This is a genomic window from Nostoc sp. KVJ3 (assembly GCF_026127265.1).
In the GTDB taxonomy this organism is placed as follows: Bacteria; Cyanobacteriota; Cyanobacteriia; order Cyanobacteriales; family Nostocaceae; genus Nostoc.
In genome coordinates this window covers 3726667-3747753 of record NZ_WWFG01000001.1, presented here as the reverse complement: position 1 = coordinate 3747753, position 21087 = coordinate 3726667, and the positions used below count along the sequence as shown (strand labels likewise).

Sequence of the window (21087 nt, the reverse complement as noted above, 5' to 3'; positions counted from 1 at the left end):
GATAAATTGCCGTCAGGACGAAGGACTGACGGCAATTTATCGCGGGGAGCATCCCACTTTTTTGCATGTCATTGCGAGCGAAACGAAGTGAAGCGAAACAACCGCAAAATCTTCATTCCTAAGAGCGAGTCTATGCGATTGCTTGTCTGCGACACGCTGTTTGCGTTCGTCTTTCCTCCTCTCTACGAGACGCTACGCGATCGCAATGACAGTTATTCTCTCGCTGTAAAATAAAAACTGGGATGCACCCTTTATCGCGTCTCTTGCCTTAACCAACCTGACTTTAACTAAACTTTAAGTCTTTCCCTCTGCGACTCAGAGAAAATCAAGAGTTTTTAACCCAGATCGTTGGGTTTTGTCTGTATAGCCAAGCCTTGGGGGTTTCCCCATGAGCAACTGGCATACGACTTCTAGTCACCAGGGTTAGTAATAAATTAGACTTTTCAAGCACCCTCTTAGTCTAAACTCCAGTATTTATAAATATTCATAAAAAAAATTTCCGACTTGGTGATTTTACTGTAGTCATGGTGGGAAAAATGCTTGTACGATTGGTGACTGACAATCTGCAATGTATTTATCACTAAAAGGGTATTTATGTCAGACCAATTTACTTTTACCGTTACCAATGAGAGCGAACTGGCAATTACAGAGTTGTGGGTATCCGTAGATGATGAAGAGTGGGCTTCATTTACCTTGAGTGATTCAGGGATTCCATCGGGTGAAACAGCAACCATTGCTTGGGCTGAATATACGAATAATTCGCCCTGTGAATGGTACATTTCTGCTGTATTTGAAGATGAATCAGAAACTGAGTCAGCCCTGTTTAACTTCTGTGAAGAACCAGCTTTAACAATCGGATAAATTCTCCATTGCGATCGCGCTTAACACATGATTGGATATTGACTCTAACACTAAAAATAAAAGCCCTACTTAGATGCTTTCTAGGTAGGGCTTGATATTAGAATTGATGTTGGTCTTATTTAATAGAAATTGTGAAATTGTATAAATGATGGGTCGGCCCAGAACCGCCTACAATATAGTAATCACCTGTGTTAGGAAGACGCAGCCGAAAACTCTTACCTTCACCATCAGCACCTGCGAAAACTGGACTTAAAGGTTTACCATTAACACCATAAAGAGTAACACTAGCACGAGCGCCTAGACTATTAACTTTAAAAGTTAATGTTTGTCCAGCTTTAGCTTTTAATATATAGATGGTGTTTTCGGCATTTTGAATGTTAGTACTACTTTTTCCTCTAGCAAAAACTACACGGCTTGTAGTTAGAGAATTCAAATGCTGTTTGACATTTGCAAACTGTGCCATTGAAGGGGCTGGTAAGACATAAGCTCCTGCTGCAAAAATTAGAGTTGATAAACTACCGATTAAGAGATGTTTCATAAGAAGGCTAAAATTTTTAGTATCTGTAATAGCTACTAGTCTAAGAGGTTTGTTTACGGAATAGTCGAGTGATTTTTCTTAGCGAGTGTCTATACTATTTTGTAGATAGATATCTCCAAATATTCAACTGTAATTATGCTTAAGTAGTAATGCAAAATTAAATATACATTTGTCATTGCGAATGGAGCGTAGCTGGCTTTTGAGAAGGGGTACGCTACATTTCATTCCGCTCGCAATGACATAAATATTTTTGCATACGCACTTAAACCTCCAAAAATGGGAGCATCCCAAATGTGTAAAGATATATAGCGGTTCTCAGCCCTTGTGAGGTACAAGAATCCCACCCCCAACCCCTCCTCGAAAGCGATGAGGGGACTATGATGTACCTTGTATGATTAGGAAACGCTATAAGCTGTCATTTTGGTAAACTTGCAAAATTGGGATACTTCCCTAAGAATAATTCGATAATTGTAAGTTAGTATACCAGTAACGACACATCTCTGCCCTTATTGTAACCATCAATACCCTTTAGGTAACAAGTTCAGTAGTGCCTGTAGCAATCCTATTAATGACATTTCTGTAGGCAAGCCAAGTGATTTATCCAAAAACTATCTAACACATAACACTATGTCAGATTTCAGTAGCGAACCGACCCCTGAATTGAGAAATCCGCAGGAAACTTTTCATTCAGGTGACTTAACTTTAAGAGTCGAAGGAGAAGTAGTACCTGTAGTAGATGTCCATCTAGGGCAACAGCAATCAATTTACTTTGAACATCATATTCTTCTATGGAAGCACCCTAATGTTCGCCTTGGTGTCAAAGGCTTGAAAGGGGCAGCCAAACGTTTTTTTGCTGGACTGCAAATTTTTATCAGTGAAGCACATGGCCCAGGAAATATCGCTTTCTCCCGCGAGGCACCTGGACAGATTGTAGTACTACGATTGGAGCGTGGACAGACCGTTGATGTCCGCGAACATCAGTTCTTACTAGCTACCAGTAATATTGAGTACAGTTTCTTTTTCCAGCGAGGGTTGGCAAACCTCTTTTTTAGTCGCAATGGTGGTTTATTTATTGACCGCTTTATCGGTCAGCAACAAGGAGGGCTGCTTTTAATCCACGGTTACGGTAATGTTTTTGAAAAGTACCTTGCTCCTGGAGAAGTGCTAGATGTAGAACCAGGAGCATGGTTATGGAAAGATTCATCGGTCAAGATGGAAACAGTGACGGCCCTACAATCCAGTGGCGGTATCTTCGGAGCAATTGGGGTAATGCTTGGGGCATTTCATTCACTCTCAACCGCTTTATTGGCCCTGGTCGTTTGGGGTTACAATCTATGACTTATCACCCACCTGCATCTGAAGGGGCAACTCAAGTCGGTGGTAGCACTAATTTTGGGTAAGCTAGATGATTTAGATAATATTAGACAATAATACTCGTCGATGCGATCGCGATTTGTCGCAGACATCGCTAACCTTTAACAGAGGTTTTATTCTTTTGTGATCTCTGTTTCAGATTATCTGAAATTGCCTTTTTTGTACTCCAAATACCCAAAGTTAGCAACCCTAATGTGAAAGATGGTTCTGGAACAGAGTCCACTCGACGGAATTCGATGGGTGTGGCTATAAGTAAATTACCTTTAGAATCAAAAATCTTGTCTAGCGAGTCGATGCTACTCTGCTCAATAGTTACATCAGAAACCACTTTAAAGCCATCAGTTGTGATACAGCCATTGGGAGCGTTATTCCCTATGTAGCTGTTCGCCTCCGAAAATAATTGGAGATTACAGGTGTTCTTCTCAACATTGTTAATACTAACAGTTCGCGTAGACTGAGAATGATTACATAATCCGCGTACAGCATTTTCATTCAAAAAGCTGCTAATACTTAGATTAACAGCCGAATTTCCTTCACTGAAAGAATAAAGTCGTAGGCGTTCAAAACCTGGACTTTCTTGTTCTAGATAAACGTTCTGTGTGTCAGCTACAGGATTAATATCATCCAGTTGCACACTACAATTCGACATAGTAATTAATGGCACATCAGGGCTATTAGCAACCTGTTGGGCATTATCAAACAAACCAGTGAACCACTGTGCTACTTCGTGAACCTGTGTCTTAATTGGTGGCGCAATGGTGTCAGCACGGCTTTGTTGGACAGATGAAAATGTTGTTATTAATACTGTCAAAATGGATACTTTGAGTAAATGCATATAGGTTCTCACTGCCAAAATAGCCGATTATATACAGATGAGAAATAATTTACACTATCAAGCTCCATTTCTCAACAAGAAATAAATTTTTTAGGACTTACGCAAAACTAAACATTGTAGGGGCAATAGCTAGCGGCTATACTTGATTGGAGAACTCTTAGGTAGCCGCTTCTTTACGAGATGCTCTGCATAGCTTGTTTCGATCTAGTAATATGCATCTACATGAATTGACTCTACATAAAAATGAGGTTTTTGGCTCTTGTTTGCGTAAGTCTTGTTACTATTCAATTGTCTTAAAGAGGACTTTTAATTTATTACTCCTGAAAGCGGATGCAGTATTGTTAAATGAAAGCTATGCCTGGTTTCTGCTTTCAGATACCGTTCTTGCAAGAGTTGCCACTGCTGCCACGACTGGTAACGATTTTCAGTTAACAAAGTAGCAAGGGTGGGTAACTCTGTCTGAATTTCTGATTTGAATACATTTGCCAGCCAGTCAGTTAATACTGCACTATCTTGCATCGTACCCAAAATTTCTTGGATATTTTTCACTTCTGTAATATAAGCTGCATAAGACTCACCATATAAGTCAGTAAATAACTCCATTTGGTAGCGGATACGTTTAGCTTCTTTTCGCAAACTATGAAGATTTTCACCTTCTTTTGCCAATTGTTTTTCTATATCTTCCGGCTTCCAGTTTTTCTGGACTTTTACATCTGATTCCACAAGTTGAGTGCCAATTAGCCAACCTGGATGTAGTAAGAATTTACTCACTTCTGGCAAAAGTAAATCTGGTAGCACTTGCTGAATAATAACAGATGCAAAAGGTTGATAATTGGGTTTATCTAACCACTTATCCAATGCCTCTTTTAAGGATTTGTAAGATTCATCTTTTAACGTTTTCTGCACACTCGATAGTACATCTTCACGTTGTTTTGCTAAAGCGGTGAAAGCTGTATGTAGAGATTCCTGCTCTTTGCGAGGTAAATTTGGTTTGTAATTGTTTTCCAAACTCTCTTTGAGTACGTCTAAATCTCGCAGATTACCAAGACGACGGGCTATTTTACCAATATTCTTATCGCTTATTGATTTTGGTAGATCCACTGCTAGGCCAAACCTGGTTACAGCCGTGCGTAAGCGACGCATTCCCACTCGCATTTGGTGCAACGCTTCTGGATCTTCATCTTTCTTTACTGATTTTTCCCATTTGAAGGTTTTTTTAACGTGTTTTTGAATCGCTTGGTAGGCGTAGTCCCCTAGAGTTTTTACCGTATGTTGTGTGGCTAATTTCATAATTGATCTTTAATGACATACCTCATGAGGTTATTGAATGATAGCATTAGTTAAAAAGTTGGATCTAATTCTAATATTTTTTTATTCAATTAAAATTGTAAATTTTTTTGATGACTATTGATAGTTTCTACACTTTTATGAAGTATGCAACATCTATCAAAGGTCTAAGAGAATGTTTGAAAAGTGTTTGACTGTGATTTTAATTGCGTTGTTACCCCCCTTAGTCCCCTCTTGTAAAGGGGGGAAACAAGAAAAATCCGGTTCCCTCCCCAATATATCGGGGAGGGTTAGGGAGGGGTAAAAAATATTTGATACATCAATCACGACTTTTCAAACAACCTCTAAGGAGCAGATTGACTCCTATGGTTATGATATATACAATAGTTTAAAAAATATTTAGTTTAATAGTATTAAATTACACAATAGGATTGGTTCAAGTATTAATCTATTTGTAATTATCAAGATGATTTAAAATGCCAAACTCAGATTTGCTTAATCAAATTTTATCGAAACAGAATTCAGGAGTCAGGAGTGGAGCCGGAGACGCTTTGCCTCCGGTAAGAATTCAGCAATGAATCTTTTAAATGCTATTAAATTGAGACGCAAACCCCTTTGGATTTTGGATTGTTAAAGATTGGTCGATATTGCCTGTACGGGACAACTGGGGATACACTGTTCACAGACGATACAACGCGATCGCGTGAATGTGAGTTTATACGTCTCTGGGTGGAGAGTCAAGGCTTCCGTAGGACAAACCCCAGTACACAAACCACAGTGGACACACACATCCTCATCGATAGCAATTTCGCCTAAAGTATAAGAAACGTTAATATGGCGCGATCGCATCCACTCGATAGCAGCATCTAATTGATCGATATCTCCCGCTAGTTCCACTACCAGCTTGCCAATTTGATTTGGGGCTACTTGGGCGCGGATAATATTGGCGGCGACATTGAACTCTTTGGCTAGTACATAAGTGACAGGCACTTGCACGGCGCGTTTTGGGAAGGTGAGTGTTACTCGTTTTTTCACAGGTTTCGCAGAGGGTTTTTTCTGTTGTAGCGGATTGGGATTTTTATGACTATTTTAGTTGTAGAAGACGATTTAAATGCATACACACTCAGCAACCTTTTGACCAACCAAAACTATGCGGTTGATTTTAGAGCATCTTTGGTCTTATGATTAGTGCGATCGCTAAACCATTCAATCCTCTAGAATTGGCTAAGGAAGTAGCAGTAGCACTGGGCTGGAGTTTGGAAAAATAAGCTGTGCCCCTACTGGAAATCTTTCTTTTTGGCTATTGTTTATATTGACAGAATGGAAAATTAACGCAAACCCAAAATTTCCGAAATCGCCGCGACAATATCCAGATAAAAGTTGCCTTTCACTGCGCGAAATAATTCAAATTTAGAGTCAGGCGCACCAAAAAAGGGTCTGAGAAACCATCCTAATTGCATACCAACAAAGGCATAAAGCAATAACCAGGATCTTAAAATAGTAGTACGAGTTTTTTTGCCAACTTCATCTTGTTGAGAAAGTAATTGCATTCCTTCATAAAGAAATTTAACGCCAAAGATGCCTGTAATGCCAAAAATTAACACATTCAACAGTTTGAAAAATTGGTAAGAATCGGGTGTAGTGATCAGAAAAAATAACGTAACTGGGGCCAAACTAAATAAAAGTACGCTAATTACCGATACAGATGTGAGTAACACAACGAAATGTTGTTGAATACTACTTCGGGAACCAAACAAGACATTAAAAAAGAATAAAGTCGGGAAACAAATAATTAATGTTAATAAATAAAATGCCGGGAGTTTAATAGCACCAGATAAAGCCTGTGCCCAACTATGGGATGCACCGATTATTGCACCATAAAGGGCAAAAAAGATCGAACTAGATACGAACAAAGAACTGATTTTATTTTGTAATCGCACTCCCTGACGAATTTCTTCTAAAAAAGACTGGCGATCGCGCAATAAATTAACCAAAACACCAAATTGTTGAATTCCGCGATTCTTCTTATCAAGCATACATTTATATCTTCTATATTTTATTGAATTACTAATGACGGATTCCAAAAAGATAGCCAATAGCTTGAATAACGCTCAGATAGAAATTGCCTTCTCTTTCGCGGAATAGTTGAAATACAGAATCAGGTGTACCAAAAAACGGTCTGAGAGTCCATCCTAACTGACTGCCTACAAAAGCATAAAGAAATAGCCAAAATTGGACAATTTTCTGGCGTGTATTGCTACCTTCATCATCTTGTTCTAAAACTAAACTCGTAGCCTGATATAAAGACGAAACACCAATAAATCCTGTTAACGCAAAGATGAATACATTTAACAAAATTAAAAATTGGTAATTATTGGTGGTAATCAAGAAAAATAGGGTGATTGGTGCAAAACTAAACAAAAGTACGCTCGTAATTGAAACAGCAGTTAATACTAATGCTAAATGCTGTGCAAAAGTCCGCTTGGAACCAAAAATAATATTAGCAAAGAACAACGTCGGGATACAAATCAGCAGTGTGATTAAATAAAGGGCTGGAAGTTTAATAGCCGAAGACAAAGCTTGCATCCAGCTATGATATGCACCAATTATTCCGCCATAAGCAGCGAGAAATAACGAACTGCAAACCAGCAGAGAAATGATTTTATTTGGTAATCTCGTACCTTGGCGAACTTCCTCTAGAAAACCGGGGCGATCGCGCAGGAATGCAATCAGCACTGCAAAGTATTTGATTCCTGATGATTTCCGTTCCATTTGTTATCCTCACATAGATATTATTCAACTTTCATCTGAGTAATCACCGCCAGAACCATACTTCCAAGCATCAATCAAACGATGCCAATAATATTGTTGTTCATTTGGTTGATTCTTAATCCATGTTTCTAGCATTGGACTTAACCAAAATAAGGCAGTATATACACCTAAGTTTCCGTAATGCACCATCCAATCTAACAAACTTATCAAACCTACTTGGGGAATGATCTTCGCAACCATTCCCGGATGAAATAAACCAGTTTTTAACAAGGTTTGCGTTAGTCCTGAAAACTGCACTATATCCTGTAGAAATGGTTTTAACACTGGTGTACCCAACTGTTGCATTTCTTGAAATACTGCCGAGAGGAGTTGGTTAATTTGATCTGGGGCAATTTTCTGATTTATACCAACACTCATCGCCCTTTGAAACAACCAGGTAACAGTCAAACTGGGCTGATATGGTTGCAGGAGTGCTAAAGCTTGTGCAGATAATTGTTCTGTTTCTAGCGCTTCATAAATGCCAGAAGTTAAACGCTTCAGGTGACGCACCATTGCCCCAAAACCACCAAAACTCAAAGGAGACTGACTACCACTGCTATCTCCGGCTGGTAGAATGCGATTCCAAGGGGTTTTTAGCGGACTTTGGCGATAGGTGGGAAAGAAACCAAACAGCGATCGCTGAAATTTTAACTTACTCAATTCCACTCCCTGATATTCTGGTAAGAGACGCAGATATTCTTCAAATAGAGCTTCTAAACTCAAACGTTGGGAATGTGCATCCATGTAGGTAAATAAGTAAGTGGTTCTGCCATCCCTGGCTGGAAAGGCTTCCCAGAAGTATTGACATTGATTTTGCAAAGACGTAAATGATAACAACAAGTCCCCTGAGTTATTTTCCGCAAAACCTTGGGCGCAACTTCCCACAACTAAGCACAGTGCATCTGGTTTTTTGCCTTGGCGTGCTTGTTGGCTGATGGGTGAAAGATGCCCCATCGCGTCGATTAATAAGCGAGTTTTGAATTGGTTATTTACCATCACCCCATCTGGATGAATCACCGCTTCGGTAAAGGGTGTATTTTCTAACAACTTTCCACCAACGGCGAGAAATCGAGTTTTCAATGTAGCCAAAAGATAAACTGGATCTACGCCGATATTCAAAACATCCTCTACCCAAACTTCTGTACCGCCAGCAAAACTAACTCGCGCCGGGTTATATTGAGTTGCGATCGCACTCTTTAATTCTTCCTCAGTCAGCAAGTTTAATTCCACAAACACATCTAATTCTTTGCGAGAGATATTCCACTCTTGTTCCCTCCCCCGCAAAATCCCCCTTTCCATCAACGCTACCCGCAGTCCCTTCACCGCCAAGGCGCAACCGATTAAAATACCCAAAGTGCCACCGCAGATTAGCACATCTAAGTCTACAACACCTAAAGGCTGTTGATTTTCTTTAACTAACTGTGGTGTTGGTGCGGTATTTTCTCTAAGGGATGTGAGAATGCGATCGCTTTGACGCAACCCTCCTAAAGCATCACCTGGTAATTGGGAAAGAATTTCTTCAGTTAAAGACATTTTAGAAAAATTTAACTCTACATTCCAAAACTACCTGAGAATGAAGAAACTAGCTGAATCAAAAAACCTCTCTCTAGTTTTACTACCTAAAAACGTCCGTCTCTGAGTCGGCTACGGTGTACAGACAAGTCTGAATTAGCTGATTAACCAGCGTTTTACCCCACCCTAACCCTCCCCGTATGTATTGGCTACGGTGTACACACATCTCTGTAGAAACCCAAAATCGTTGGAGATCCCCCTAAATCCCCCGATAAATTGGGGGACTTTAAGAGACTTTTGCCCCCCTTGTTAAGGCTACGGTGTACACACATCTCTATGGCGGGTGCAAAATGTGGTTTGATCCCCCTAAATCCCCCTTAAAAAAGGGGGACTTTAAGAAGTTTTCCCCCCTTTTTTAAGGGGGGTTAGGGGGGATCAAAACGTTGTGGGGCTAGGTTATCAAACTTGTGTGTACACCATAGCCTTGTTAAGGGGGGTTGGGGGGATCAAAATCCTATGAGGCCACTCTCAAAGACTTGTGTGTACACCGTAGCCTTTACAAGGGGGGATTAAGGGGATAATTCGACTTGTGTATGCACGAGAGAGAGAATTGAGCTTTAATTTAAGGCTAGGAGAAGTTTGTGTAACTCGCGTTAAATTATCCCAAACCGAATAATTTAGAAATCGCAGGTAATAATTTATTAGTCGATTCAATCAAAGATGCGATCGCAGGTAAGCCTGTAAATATCCCTTTCAACATAGTGATTGCTGTTTTCGCAGTTTTCTGATTAGTCGATTCTTGAGGAGTTTTACCCGCTTCGGCTAAAGTCTTCACCTGTTCTAGTGCTTCGGCTTTGTCTTCTTCTGACAAATATGTGGACTGGATGATTGCATCTTGCAACTGCGACAATAATTCTTTGATTCCTGGTTTCTCGGCACCGGTTGCATCAGGTAACTGATTGAGGGCAATACTCACATTACCGCTAATGGTTCCTAGATTAGCAATAGAATTATTGCCAGCGATACCGCTAACATTACTGCTACCTTGAATATTGATGCCGCTGATATCTGACATATTTGTATCTCCTTGAGTATAAAATTTCGGCTGCTTGAGAGCAGTATCTACCATATTTTCTAAACTAATAATGCGCTTATCTTTTTCTACCAGCAATAATTGCTGACTCTGCGATAAAGCTTTGAGTTGATTATAATCATCAAAATATTCTGCACTGAGTTGAGATTTATCGCTACCTGCGGCGGTTTTGGCTCTGAGCAAGATTTTATCATCGCCGCGTTTCTCCATTGCCACGATTTCTAACTCAGCTTCGGGATGGTTTTCGGCGAGGTTTTTGAAGGCGATCGCAACGGCGCGGGGGTCAACGCCTTGATTATGATAAAGGTCGAGGGTGTCAAAAATTGGTTTGATAAAGTCGGCAAAATCGCCGTCTGCAAATACCTCTTGTTTATTATCAGGTTTGCGGAGAGGATCGGGGTCTTCTTTGGTGGGTAAGCGCATGAAGACATATTCACACCTCACACCATGCAATTTAGTTGTATTTGTAATGCCCCAATCTTCAATGAATGCGCCGGTGAGTGTTGCACCTGTTAAATTGGTTCCGTCTAGTTGGGTTTGCTTCAGCTTTGCTCTTGACAAATCGGCATCTTGGAAGTTAGCTTCACTGAGGTCAGCACCGATAAAGCTAGCATCTGCTAGGTTAGCTGCTTGTAGGTTGACACCTCGCAGTGATAGACCTTCAAAGTTTTTGTCTTGTCCTTGTCCTGTAATTACTAGCTCACGCACTTGTGGTTTTTCAAGATAAGTTGAACCAACACGAGCAAAATCAAGTTTTTGAGCTTGTAACCAGCAAGTATGAGTTACATTAGCAGATCCAAAATTAGTATTTTTCAGCGTCGCTGCAATAAAATTAGCATCTGTTAGATCAGCCATGCGAAAACTTGTACCACCCGTGTTGATAATGGCAGTCTTTAAACACTCGTCAGCTATTGCTATGGAAAAAGAAACTATACCAGCTTCAACCCTAGCTCTAGCTGTAGATATAATTGCGCCTCTAGAGCCAACTATAGCTAAGTATATAAACCCCAAAAACGCTAAAACAAGTGGCACAACACCAGCTAAAACAACATCAAATATAGATACATTACCAGTTAAAACTACTGAGATAATCAAAGCCAAAATCAAAGCTATAGAACCAGCTATAGTTAAAACCAGATTTGCAGTCAGAGCAACAGCCCAGTTATACCTAGAAGCAACCATAGCTACGCTGATAACTACCAGTGGAGCTATGAGTAAAGCCACAATTAAAGATTTTGATAGTGCGGATAAAACCAATAAGACTGTTACTAATGCTGCACCAATTGCCCAACGGCGTTGTAGCCCAGCCTTGGCGTAGCTGAAGTTTGCCCTTGTCAAATTAACGTTAGTGAAGTTTGCCCCTCGGATGTCGGCATAGCTAAAGTTTGCACCCGCAAGGTCTTGTCTACCTTTGAAGTTGCGTCCTCGGAGATTTTGACCGGAGAAGTCTAAAGCCATGTTCCACTTTACGGAGGTGAGCAAATTTTACTACACGCTCACCCTGTAAATTCAAGAATGGTTAGATATTTTTCATTAACGGAGTTCAAGGACTCGTTAACTAATAGGACTTACGCGGTATTAGCAAATCCCATAAAACTGTCGCTGAATGAATAGGGGGTAAAACCCCTCAATCCTCAATTAATTACTTCTGCTAAAACACAAAAAACACCCCAATTAGGAAATTTCAAAACCTGGCAAAATGGCAACCATCTTCTGATTCACCAAGCTAAATTGTATAAAGATAAACGACTTCAAGGGTTTCTTGATCAGGGTCTACCACGCAAGCAAATTAACTTTGTAAAACACTATTTATTAAGTGATTTACAAAAACTATCTCTAATAAATTATTTGCAGAGGATTTTTCTCAGCGGATAAATATTAATAATCAGGTTTGGCATTTGCTACAACAGGAATATCAAAATGCGTATGGGCGTTGTTGAACTACGCATTAGCCCCCAAATAATGGGCAACGTCTGTATACATTCCTGTTCACTTCAGTAGCAAATGCAGAGTGGGAGTTTGAAAGCTGACTGATATGCTTCCTCCCACTCTCTTTTTATCTAGATCCCTAGATCCCCGACTTCTCAAAAAAGTCGGGGATCTAAGCCTCTCAAGTATCCCGTAAAAACTGAAGAATCGCTGCATTCAATTCCTTAAAAGCACCAGTTGAAGCATCGTGATAGCAGTTAGACAAAATTTGGAATTTAGAATTAGGGATATGCTGATGTAATTTTTCACCATGACTAGCAGGAAACCAACTATCTTGATCTCCCCACAAAACTAGGGTAGGACACTTAATTGCACTTAGATTATTTTGAATTTGGGTAAGCATATTTGGCTTATTTTCTTGCCAATTCTCAATTTCTCGCGCTGCTATTTGTAACTCTTCGGCGACTTTAGCGATCGTACCAGGAAATTCAATAAACGGGTAAGTTATCCAATAGACATCTTCTTGTGTCAAAATTGACGGATCAAATAATACCCCACGTCTTTCTATTGCCATAATTTCTCTCAATAGAGGTGCAAACAAATATGCCAGACGTAAGGAGTCAATTGTTTGTATTACTTCTAGTGGTGTTTGGGCAAGTAACCACATAGCCCAATGGGGTAGATTTTCGGTAAAAACAGGTACATTTACGACTACAAGCTGTCCAATTAACTGCGGATGTTGTTGAGCAAGAGCAAGGGCGACTAATCCCCCCAGAGATTCAGCTACAATCACTGGTGGTTCATCACATAATGCCTGAATAATTCTTTGAAATTCAATAACTTGATGACCGTTGTGTTCTCTACGAAAAAATGGTTTTTCGGAAAAACCAAAACCTTTAGCATCAAAACAAATTACCCGAAAATGTTTAGACAATGGAGCTATACTGTGTCGCCAATTATAGCTCCAACTACCCATACCATGTAATAAAATGAGCGGCTTACCTCTGCCTTTTTCGCCATAAGCAATTTGTACCGGATACCCTTTAGCATCAGTAATAATTAAATTTTGCCGCCCTTTAGGGAAGGTGGCTTGCCACCAATCTTTCATTCCTTTATCAATAAATAATTGAACCAATTATGGGGATTTGATTCCCCTGCAAACAAGACGTTCGGCTATCGCTCAGTCGAGTCGCGGCAAGCTTTGTATCGGGCTATAAATCCGATTTGCAAAACTTAACTACGAATTACGTAGCTTGCTTCTCGCCGAAGGCAGTATTACGAATTACGAATTATTTTAGCCGCCTGTTACAGCATTCCACAGAATTCTAATTAATATCACCGGTAATGCTACTAAAATAATGGAAATTAGTAACAATCCAATCAAGAGGGCAACGATAAACCACCTATCTGCACTCCTTTGCTCGCTAGGAAACTTTAAATATTCTTCCAAGAGCTTGATATTGTAACTGTTAGCTGTCCAGGCAAAATCAAAAAGGTCTCCTAAAACGGGGACAGCACCTACCAAGCCATCAACGATCACATTAAAAACCATTTTGCCTAAAGTGGCTCTAGATACACCCAAGCGCGCTGCTTCTAGGATGATATAGCTAGAAAACATGACTCCCAAAAAATCACCACCAATAGGTAGCAGTCCGATAATTGGATCTAGACCAAAACCAATTTTTGTACCAGGAATGGTAATCGCATTATCTAGCAGCCGACTTAACTGACGCAAGCGCTTCAGGGTGGGTGCTTTGGCATCAGGTTCAATCATTGAAAATCGAGCAGGAGAATCTGGCATGAAGGCGATCGCTAATTATTATATTGAATCGTTAGATATTCTACTCCCCTACTGAGATTTGTCAAAAGTTTTCTCAGGGATTTACAAATGAATATTTTCGTTAGGTTGTAACTGCGCTTTTGGGCGCATATCTTCACCGACTGTCACGTTCAACTGATCGCCGATTAACAAAACAGCAGCGCTCATTGACAGCCAGAGCATTAAAACTATCACGGCTCCTACAGCACCATATACTTTATTATAATTGCCAAAATTCGCCACATAAAGCCGAAATAGGGCAGACAATATTGCCCAAAAAACAGCTGCTAAAATTGCTCCAGGCATCATTGGCGTGCCTGGATTCCACGCACTTGGCCCATAACGATAGACAAAGCCAAAGGCGATCGCAACAATACTTAAAGCTAAAGGCCAGCGTAACAGCTTCCAAAGATGCAACAAAAAGATCAGGGAACCATTTTCGCGCACTACCATAGCCAAAAGCCAGTCGCTAGTAAACACCAAAAAAGAAGCCAACACTAAAAGCAACATAGTCCCGACTGTTAATCCTAGAGAGACAATCTTGGCTTTCCAAAAAGGACGGATCTTTTCGGAAGGAATTTGATGGATTTGATCGAGGGCTGTCATTGCGGTACTCACCGCCCCTGAAGCAGTCCAAATTGCTAATACAAAGCTTAGAGAAAATAAACCGCTGTTTTTGGAGTTGGTAATCTCTGTGGTAGCAAAATCACGAATTAGAATTAAGGCTTCGTCAGGTAGAACTTGACTGAGTTGAAGCGCTAATTGTTTAAAGGTGGCTTGCAAAGATTCTGCTAATAAGCCAATGGCTGTAATCAGAGCCAGAATTGCTGGAAACAGCGATAACATGGCATTGTAAGCGATTTCCGAGGCAAGTCCTAAAAGTCGTCTTTCGATTGTCCTCGCAAAAGTTTTTTTGAGCGTGCGCCAATTAAGGTGGCGAAAGAAGCGAAAAAAACGAGGCTGTGGCATGATTTAGAGTTAAAACTGTTTAGGTTTCTTAACTACTGTGCCAAATTTTGTGTAGCGATCGCATTTATCTTTTTCCCGCAAGAATACCGAGTAGGGGAGTAGTGCTGATTTAGGAGTTAGGAATCAAATACCCAATGCCCCATTTCCCATAACTATTTATGAATCAAGATTTTACACAACAGTGGTTGACAGAAATCCAGGAACTCAGAGAGCAGATGGCGGGACTTCAGAGCGATCGCGATACGGCTTGGGAAAGTGCCCAAAAATGGCGACAGCTTTACAACATAGAAGCAGAACAACGCCGCACAGATGCCCAACTATCCCAACAGGCGATCGCATCCCTAAAGGCTGACTTGCATAAACTCCGAGGTTTTGAGGTTGAGACATTGGCTGCTGGGACACCAGAAACAGCGATTAAAGAAGAAATAGAACAACTAAAATCTGTGGAGGACTTGCAAGCTAAACTCATCGCTGTCATCAAAGAACGCGATCGCCTCTTGCAAGCTTTGAAAATTGAGCAAGACAACCACGCCCAAACCCGCAATAGTCTGACTACTGCCTTGGGTGACGCTATTGATAGTTTGACACGGGAACGAGCCGCAGCAGAAAAAGAAAGTAAATAATAGGGCATGAGGATAATTACCTCATCTAACTAACTCAAGGCAAGGTAAAGTACCCATGCTCAGGCGCTTAATTGTAATTGTGACTGCCGCTATCCTCTCTAGCAACTCCTTGACGCTGGCGGCAGATAGTCAAAAGCCCAAACCACCAGATCAATTTCCTCCTAATCCCCTAGAAATTACTACACCCGATCCACTGCTACCACGTTTGCCCAAAGATAAACAGCCATTAACTCTCGAAGAACAGCAAAATTTAGAACCAGCGCTGGATGCCTTAAATCGAGAAGCAGCGGCGAAATTGCAAGGAGGGGATCAGGTGACAGCCTTTGAAATTTGGAACCGGGAACTTCGCTTGCGGCGGTTTTTAGGTTCATTAGCAGAGGTGCAAGCATTATCACGAGTTGGGGCGATCGCCTGGAACCAAAATAATGGAGATGAAGTAAAGTATATTACGCAGCGATTGCAAGCAATTCAAAAGCAAGCAGAATCCCAGAAAAAAACTGCCCAAGTCGATCTAGAATTGTGGCGATCGCTAGGTCAAGCTTACCAAAATGTGCGATCGTCTAAAGAAGCTCTAGAAGCTTACAACCAAGTTTTGTTAGTGGTACGACAGCAGAAGGATACAGTAGCACTGGTAGAAATCCTTAAGACAATTGGGGAACTAGATTTGAGTTGGTTTGATTATCCCAAAGCTGCCCCAGTCTACGAGGAATTGTTGGGTTTAGCTACTTCTCAAGGTGACGCTGTAAACGAGGTAACATATCTGCAACGGCTAGCTTACATTTACGAGCAAACAAAACAACCGCAGCAATCATTGAATGTACTTAATAAACTGGTAGAAATTTACGTTAGTGAAAATAATCTGACTGGGATACCAGAATTAAAGCTAGCGATCGCTGCAAATTACGAATCTCTAGCCAAGAAAGATCCTAACTTATTGCTAGAAGCTTTTAAAAATTATCAAGAAGCTTATACTACTGCTTGGCAATTAAACGAATACGTTCGGGCTGGTGACGCTTTACAGAAGTTAATTGCGCTGTACCATTCTCAAGGACAAATAGATGAGGCTTTGCAGGTTAGCCAAATTCTCGTGCAGACACAGGAGCAGTCTGCCAACTTTTACGGGATGATGGAAGCTTATGACCAAATTGGGCAGTTATATCTAGAACGGAAAGATTTTCCTCAAGCACTAACAGCTTTTAAAAAAGGGTTAGAATTAGCGCAAAAACTCAAACATGAAGAAGCATATTTTAATGGACAAATTGAAAAAATCTCGAAAGCAAAGTTGTAGCAAATATTAGCGCTATTCAAGCCCATAATTTTGAATTCGGAGCAAAGCGACGTGACTTTCCTATCGGCATTAACTTTACCCGATCACACCCAGCTACCAGACTCAGATGGTACATTTGTGAAAAATCTTCAGGAGCATCCCCAAAGCATTTTAATTACAGATTCAATTAAACCAGTTCTAGAACAATACCATCCTAACGGTCAATATTGTATTGGACAAGATTCCGGTATCTACTGGCGATTAACAGATCCTCCTGAGAAAGGTGCTGAAGCACCCGATTGGTTTTATATACCAAATGTACCGCCTACTCTCAATGGTAAAATGCGGCGTTCTTATGTGTTGTGGAAGGAGTACATCGCGCCGTTAATTGCGCTGGAATTCGTCTCTGGAGATGGTTCTGAAGAACGAGATAACACGCCGCCATCTCAAGGGGAGGGTGGAAATGTTGGTAAATTTTGGGTTTATGAGCAAGCGATTCGAGTCCCTTATTATGGGATTTATGAAGTAGCAAAAGCCCAGATTGAGGTTTATCATCTAATCGATAATACCTACCAATTGATGAAACCTAATGAACGCGGACATTACCCAATTGCTCCTTTAGGGGTAGAGTTGGGAATTTGGCAGGGATTTTATCAGAATGCAGAGTTACCTTGGTTACGCTGGTGGGATGCACAAGGAAATTTACTGCTAACTGGTGAAGAACGGGCCCAAGTTGAGCGACAAAGGGCTGAAACTGAACGACGGAAGCGGCTCTTAATTACAGAGAAATTGCGATTGCTCTCTGTTGAACAACTCAATGCTTTAGGAATTGACCCAGAAATGTTAGATTAGGAAATAATATCATCTATCAATGCTACATCTTCATATACTTCTGCGTAGGCGTAGCCCGTCGTAGGCATCGCACACCTAAAATCAACGCTAGCTAAATGCACTTCTTGCTCTTTTTCATAAGGGTAAAGTACCCACTGTCCTTGTTGGTATTTTACTACCTTAGTAATTTTACCAAATATTTTAACCTATAGAACTAATTTAATGTGCGACAGCACCACCACTTGGCTTCACCTTTTTCAAAAATAAAATGGCAATGCCACTGAGTAACAAAGCAATGCCAATAAAGTAGAAACAATCGTTAAAAGCCATTACATAAGCTTCCCGGCGGACTATATTAGATATAGCTGCGATCGCTTCATTTTTAGCTGTACTTAAATCTGCTCCTTTGCTAATAAAATACTGTGTCATTTGGTCAATTCGCTGTTGAGTTTCTGGATTATATAAAGATATTCCATCACCTAATCTATTGGAGTGAAATTGCTCTCTGTTAGTTAATAAAGTTGCTAAAGATGCAATTCCTATAGAACCGCCCATATTCCGCATCATATTAAATAACCCACTAGCTGAACCTGCTTCTTTCGGACTCAACCCAGCAGTGGCAATAGAACTAAGTGGTACCATAATTAGGGGTTGTCCCATTGCTCGCACAAATTGCGACCATCGTAGCTGTTCTAATCCAGTTTCATTAGTCATTCCAGAGTTCATAAATGCACTGATGGAAAACAAAGTTACACCGATAGCCACCATTAAACGCACATCAATGCGTTTCATCAATCTAGGTATTAAAGGAATAATAAATAACTGCGGAATTCCAGCCCAAATCAACACTTCACCAATTTGCAGCGCATTATATTTTTGAATTTGAGCAAGATATAATGGTAAAACATAAATTGAGCCATACAATCCTACGCCTAGCGAGACATTAACAATACTGGCTAAACCGAAGTTACGCCGAAGTAAAAGTCGCAAATTAATAAATGGTTTTTTACGAGTTAATTCTATTAAAAAGAATAGCGCTATAAAAATTGCTGCTACTATACTTAAACGCACAATCAAAGCTGAACTAAACCAATCTTTGCGGCTACCTTCTTCTAAAACAACTTGCAGGGAACCTAACCCAATAGCCATCGCCATAATTCCCCACCAATCGCCTTCTTTCAGTAAATTCATTTGGGGTAGTTCTTGCTTAATTCCATACCAAACGCCGGCTAGCATTAATACCCCTGGAATTACATTTATATAAAAGTTATATTCCCAACCGAAGTTTTCTGTTAACCAACCTCCTATTGTCGGGCCAATTGAAGGGGCAAAAACTGCACTAAAGCCAAATGCAGCCAATCCAACTGATTGCTTAGATTGCGGTAAGGTCGTTAATACAACTGTCATGGCGGTGGGAATTAATACTCCCCCACTAAAACCTTGTAAGGCGCGAAATAAAATCATGGAATTGAGATCCCATGACCAAGCACAGCAGATCGAAAAGAAAATAAATAGGGCTGTATTTACTAACAGATAACGCTGTAGAGAAAATACCCGTGATAGCCATCCTGTTAGAGGAATTACCACAATTTCTGCTACGAGATACGCTGTAGAAATCCAAGAACCTTCTTCTAAAGTTGCTCCTAAACTTGCTTGAATATCTTGCAGCGAAGCATTAGTTATTTGAATATCTAATACCGCCATAAATGCACCAAGCATACTTGCTAATACACCAATCCAGGTTCTTAGCGGTACACGTTCTGGTGGTACAGCAGAGTTTTGCCCTTGCTGACGAATTACACCCGTATTAGCCATAGCATTTTACCTGTTTCAAAGTTAAGTAACAAAATTATTATCAAATAGAATTCAATAGTCGGGAATCAGTATTCAGAATGAATTTTGTGCGCCTAGAGGATAAGAAACAGCATCTTGATTCCAATTCTTGGGCTATTAATTTTTCTCAGATAAATTTTATACCATCTATTTAAGCTTTTTATTCTAATCTTTATTAATTATTACAATGCCCTTTTTTTCATAAATTGGACGCATGATTTGCCTTAAATTAGGCAACTGTCTGCTAAAAACTATAGAGCCTAAAATACAAGCTATACCATCAATAATTAAAGTGTTAGTAGCACCGATATGACTCGCTAATACACCACCTAATAAATTACCCACGGGAATCATCCCCAAAAATGACATTGTGTATAAGCTCATTAATCGTCCACGTTTGTCATCTTCAACTATTGTTTGTAAAAATGTATTGCTAGCAGCAATTTGAAGAATTGTCCCTAAGCCCACAAATAACATTGTAAATAAGGAAAATGGTAAAAATTTAGACAAAGAAAAGGCAATTAGACCAGTTCCTAAAATTGCTGGAGCTAAGGCTATCAAGTTACCAATTCCTAAGATTGTTTGGCGTGTAGCTAGATAAATACCACCAGTTAAGGCTCCAACTCCAGACGCGGCCATCAAAAACCCCAAGGTTTCTGCACCACCTTTGAGAATTTGTTCTGCAATAACTGGTACTAAAATAGTATTTTGCAGTCCCATCAGGCTGACTAAAGCTGATAGCAATAAAATCGAGCGAATGGGTGGAAAGCTAAAGGCATATACAAATCCCTCTTTAACTTTTTGCAAGGGATTACCGTCAGTTACCGAATATTGCCACGGTTTAACTTTCATTGCCAATAAAGCGGCGATGACAGCAATATAACTCAAACCATCTATTAAAAAACAATAGCCAGTTCCAACACTAGCTATTAATAAACCCCCGATCGCAGGGCCAATTAACCGCGCACCGTTGATCGTGGTAGAATTGATAGCGATCGCATTAGCCAAATCTTCTCTGCGTTCAACCAGTTCTGGCACAAATGCTTGGCGGGCTGGCGCATCTAAGGCGTTAATAAATCCTTGACACAAGCTCAAAGCGATGATGTGCCATACCTCAATTACACCAGTCAGCGCCAGCACTGCTAACGTTAACGATTGAATCATCGCCAAGACTTGTGTACCAATTAAGGTACGATATCGAGAAAATCGGTCTACAAATACTCCACCAAAGGGAGCTAGAAAAAAGCTAGGAATTTGACTCGAAAATCCGACAACTCCTAGCATTAATGGGGAATTTGTCAAGTCATAAACTAGCCAAATCGTCGCCAGTTGCGTCATCCATGTCCCAATTAGGGAAACACTTTGTCCGGCAAAAAACAGACGGTAGTTTTTTGACCGCAAGGCAGGTAGTAACGTTTTTTTCATATCAGGTTTGTTTTATACCAATTTGCTCTCATAAATATCATCTCACCTCATTTCTATACGCCTCTCTATAGATGTAAAAA

18 protein-coding genes and 1 pseudogene are annotated in these 21087 nt (G+C 40.3%); 6 read left to right on the top strand and 13 right to left on the bottom strand.

Annotation, left to right across the window (positions count from 1 at the left end; all coding sequences use genetic code 11):
* Positions 1 to 594 precede the first annotated feature (594 nt).
* Positions 595 to 861 carry a hypothetical protein gene (locus GTQ43_RS14985; protein WP_265273385.1) on the top strand — a complete coding sequence of 89 codons (267 nt, stop codon included), beginning with the start codon at positions 595 to 597 and terminating at the stop codon, positions 859 to 861.
* Between the two features lie 115 nt (positions 862 to 976).
* Here the strand turns inward: GTQ43_RS14985 and GTQ43_RS14980 are convergent, their stop codons facing one another.
* Entirely contained in the window at positions 977 to 1399 is a 423-nt protein-coding gene (locus tag GTQ43_RS14980) for a hypothetical protein (protein ID WP_265273384.1), read from the bottom strand.
* A 627-nt stretch (positions 1400 to 2026) separates the two neighbouring features.
* Between GTQ43_RS14980 and GTQ43_RS14975 the strand changes: the two genes are divergently transcribed.
* Positions 2027 to 2737: an AIM24 family protein gene (locus GTQ43_RS14975; protein WP_265273383.1), complete on the top strand. Its 711-nt coding sequence runs from the start codon at positions 2027 to 2029 to the stop codon at positions 2735 to 2737.
* A gap of 130 nt (positions 2738 to 2867) precedes the next feature.
* Here GTQ43_RS14975 and GTQ43_RS14970 read toward each other — a convergent pair whose 3' ends face one another.
* The 3 genes from GTQ43_RS14970 to GTQ43_RS14960 all read right to left on the bottom strand — a co-directional run bounded on the left by GTQ43_RS14970 (position 2868) and on the right by GTQ43_RS14960 (position 5930).
* Positions 2868 to 3608, bottom strand: a complete 741-nt coding sequence (locus GTQ43_RS14970) for a chromophore lyase CpcT/CpeT (protein ID WP_265273382.1) — start codon at positions 3606 to 3608, stop codon at positions 2868 to 2870.
* 306 nt (positions 3609 to 3914) lie between these two features.
* Positions 3915 to 4898, bottom strand: a complete 984-nt coding sequence (locus GTQ43_RS14965; RefSeq protein WP_265273381.1) for a CHAD domain-containing protein — start codon at positions 4896 to 4898, stop codon at positions 3915 to 3917.
* Between the two features lie 627 nt (positions 4899 to 5525).
* Complete coding sequence (locus GTQ43_RS14960) at positions 5526 to 5930, bottom strand: NIL domain-containing protein (protein WP_265273380.1); 405 nt, start codon at positions 5928 to 5930, stop codon at positions 5526 to 5528.
* A gap of 146 nt (positions 5931 to 6076) precedes the next feature.
* Here GTQ43_RS14960 and GTQ43_RS14955 point away from each other — a divergent pair.
* Positions 6077 to 6163, top strand: a pseudogene (locus tag GTQ43_RS14955) (two-component system response regulator); the annotation flags it as partial.
* Positions 6164 to 6223: 60 nt separating this feature from the next.
* Here the strand turns inward: GTQ43_RS14955 and GTQ43_RS14950 are convergent.
* The 7 genes from GTQ43_RS14950 to GTQ43_RS14920 all read right to left on the bottom strand — a co-directional run bounded on the left by GTQ43_RS14950 (position 6224) and on the right by GTQ43_RS14920 (position 15028).
* Positions 6224 to 6931: an actin-binding WH2 domain-containing protein gene (locus GTQ43_RS14950; RefSeq protein WP_265273379.1), complete on the bottom strand. Its 708-nt coding sequence runs from the start codon at positions 6929 to 6931 to the stop codon at positions 6224 to 6226.
* A 31-nt stretch (positions 6932 to 6962) separates the two neighbouring features.
* On the bottom strand, positions 6963 to 7667 hold the full coding sequence (locus GTQ43_RS14945) for an actin-binding WH2 domain-containing protein (RefSeq protein WP_265273378.1): 705 nt from the start codon (positions 7665 to 7667) through the stop codon (positions 6963 to 6965).
* Positions 7668 to 7691: 24 nt separating this feature from the next.
* A complete protein-coding gene (locus GTQ43_RS14940; RefSeq protein ID WP_265273377.1) occupies positions 7692 to 9239 on the bottom strand; it encodes an FAD-binding oxidoreductase in 1548 nt (515 codons plus the stop codon).
* Positions 9240 to 9876: 637 nt separating this feature from the next.
* Entirely contained in the window at positions 9877 to 11769 is a 1893-nt protein-coding gene (locus GTQ43_RS14935; protein WP_265273376.1) for a pentapeptide repeat-containing protein, read from the bottom strand.
* Between the two features lie 652 nt (positions 11770 to 12421).
* On the bottom strand, positions 12422 to 13348 hold the full coding sequence (locus GTQ43_RS14930; protein ID WP_265273776.1) for an alpha/beta fold hydrolase: 927 nt from the start codon (positions 13346 to 13348) through the stop codon (positions 12422 to 12424).
* Positions 13349 to 13534: 186 nt separating this feature from the next.
* Positions 13535 to 14041 carry a DUF4112 domain-containing protein gene (locus GTQ43_RS14925; protein WP_265273375.1) on the bottom strand — a complete coding sequence of 169 codons (507 nt, stop codon included), beginning with the start codon at positions 14039 to 14041 and terminating at the stop codon, positions 13535 to 13537.
* 81 nt (positions 14042 to 14122) lie between these two features.
* The gene (locus GTQ43_RS14920) at positions 14123 to 15028 is read right to left on the bottom strand and encodes a YihY/virulence factor BrkB family protein (RefSeq protein WP_265273374.1); all 906 of its coding nucleotides are present in this window, start codon (positions 15026 to 15028) and stop codon (positions 14123 to 14125) included.
* A gap of 158 nt (positions 15029 to 15186) precedes the next feature.
* Between GTQ43_RS14920 and GTQ43_RS14915 the strand changes: the two genes are divergently transcribed.
* From GTQ43_RS14915 to GTQ43_RS14905, 3 genes are read left to right on the top strand one after another with little or no spacing between them, the layout of a single operon-like run.
* Positions 15187 to 15651 (top strand): hypothetical protein, encoded by a 465-nt coding sequence (locus GTQ43_RS14915; RefSeq protein ID WP_265273373.1) that lies wholly within the window; start codon positions 15187 to 15189, stop codon positions 15649 to 15651.
* A gap of 55 nt (positions 15652 to 15706) precedes the next feature.
* Positions 15707 to 16939, top strand: coding sequence for a tetratricopeptide repeat protein (locus GTQ43_RS14910; protein WP_265273372.1), 1233 nt, complete (start codon positions 15707 to 15709; stop codon positions 16937 to 16939).
* A 51-nt stretch (positions 16940 to 16990) separates the two neighbouring features.
* Positions 16991 to 17770: a Uma2 family endonuclease gene (locus GTQ43_RS14905; RefSeq protein ID WP_265273371.1), complete on the top strand. Its 780-nt coding sequence runs from the start codon at positions 16991 to 16993 to the stop codon at positions 17768 to 17770.
* 198 nt (positions 17771 to 17968) lie between these two features.
* On the opposite strand, the gene GTQ43_RS14900 is transcribed toward GTQ43_RS14905, so the two are convergent.
* Both GTQ43_RS14900 and GTQ43_RS14895 read right to left on the bottom strand, forming a co-directional pair.
* Positions 17969 to 19564 carry a DHA2 family efflux MFS transporter permease subunit gene (locus tag GTQ43_RS14900; protein WP_265273370.1) on the bottom strand — a complete coding sequence of 532 codons (1596 nt, stop codon included), beginning with the start codon at positions 19562 to 19564 and terminating at the stop codon, positions 17969 to 17971.
* A gap of 183 nt (positions 19565 to 19747) precedes the next feature.
* Complete coding sequence (locus tag GTQ43_RS14895) at positions 19748 to 21007, bottom strand: MFS transporter (RefSeq protein WP_265273369.1); 1260 nt, start codon at positions 21005 to 21007, stop codon at positions 19748 to 19750.
* Positions 21008 to 21087: the final 80 nt, after the last annotated feature.

What these genes read in the sequence shown, in the direction of transcription:
- GTQ43_RS14910 (WP_265273372.1), top strand. Translation starts at nt 15,707, where the DNA reads ATGCTCAGGCGCTTAATTGTAATTGTGACTGCCGCTATCCTCTCTAGC.
- GTQ43_RS14920 (WP_265273374.1), bottom strand. Translation starts at nt 15,028, where the DNA reads ATGCCACAGCCTCGTTTTTTTCGCTTCTTTCGCCACCTTAATTGGCGC.
- GTQ43_RS14945 (WP_265273378.1), bottom strand. Translation starts at nt 7,667, where the DNA reads ATGGAACGGAAATCATCAGGAATCAAATACTTTGCAGTGCTGATTGCA.
- GTQ43_RS14950 (WP_265273379.1), bottom strand. Translation starts at nt 6,931, where the DNA reads ATGCTTGATAAGAAGAATCGCGGAATTCAACAATTTGGTGTTTTGGTT.
- GTQ43_RS14915 (WP_265273373.1), top strand. Translation starts at nt 15,187, where the DNA reads ATGAATCAAGATTTTACACAACAGTGGTTGACAGAAATCCAGGAACTC.
- GTQ43_RS14895 (WP_265273369.1), bottom strand. Translation starts at nt 21,007, where the DNA reads ATGAAAAAAACGTTACTACCTGCCTTGCGGTCAAAAAACTACCGTCTG.
- GTQ43_RS14940 (WP_265273377.1), bottom strand. Translation starts at nt 9,239, where the DNA reads ATGTCTTTAACTGAAGAAATTCTTTCCCAATTACCAGGTGATGCTTTA.
- GTQ43_RS14935 (WP_265273376.1), bottom strand. Translation starts at nt 11,769, where the DNA reads ATGGCTTTAGACTTCTCCGGTCAAAATCTCCGAGGACGCAACTTCAAA.
- GTQ43_RS14900 (WP_265273370.1), bottom strand. Translation starts at nt 19,564, where the DNA reads ATGGCTAATACGGGTGTAATTCGTCAGCAAGGGCAAAACTCTGCTGTA.
- GTQ43_RS14925 (WP_265273375.1), bottom strand. Translation starts at nt 14,041, where the DNA reads ATGCCAGATTCTCCTGCTCGATTTTCAATGATTGAACCTGATGCCAAA.
- GTQ43_RS14975 (WP_265273383.1), top strand. Translation starts at nt 2,027, where the DNA reads ATGTCAGATTTCAGTAGCGAACCGACCCCTGAATTGAGAAATCCGCAG.
- GTQ43_RS14985 (WP_265273385.1), top strand. Translation starts at nt 595, where the DNA reads ATGTCAGACCAATTTACTTTTACCGTTACCAATGAGAGCGAACTGGCA.
- GTQ43_RS14965 (WP_265273381.1), bottom strand. Translation starts at nt 4,898, where the DNA reads ATGAAATTAGCCACACAACATACGGTAAAAACTCTAGGGGACTACGCC.
- GTQ43_RS14970 (WP_265273382.1), bottom strand. Translation starts at nt 3,608, where the DNA reads ATGCATTTACTCAAAGTATCCATTTTGACAGTATTAATAACAACATTT.
- GTQ43_RS14930 (WP_265273776.1), bottom strand. Translation starts at nt 13,348, where the DNA reads ATGAAAGATTGGTGGCAAGCCACCTTCCCTAAAGGGCGGCAAAATTTA.
- GTQ43_RS14980 (WP_265273384.1), bottom strand. Translation starts at nt 1,399, where the DNA reads ATGAAACATCTCTTAATCGGTAGTTTATCAACTCTAATTTTTGCAGCA.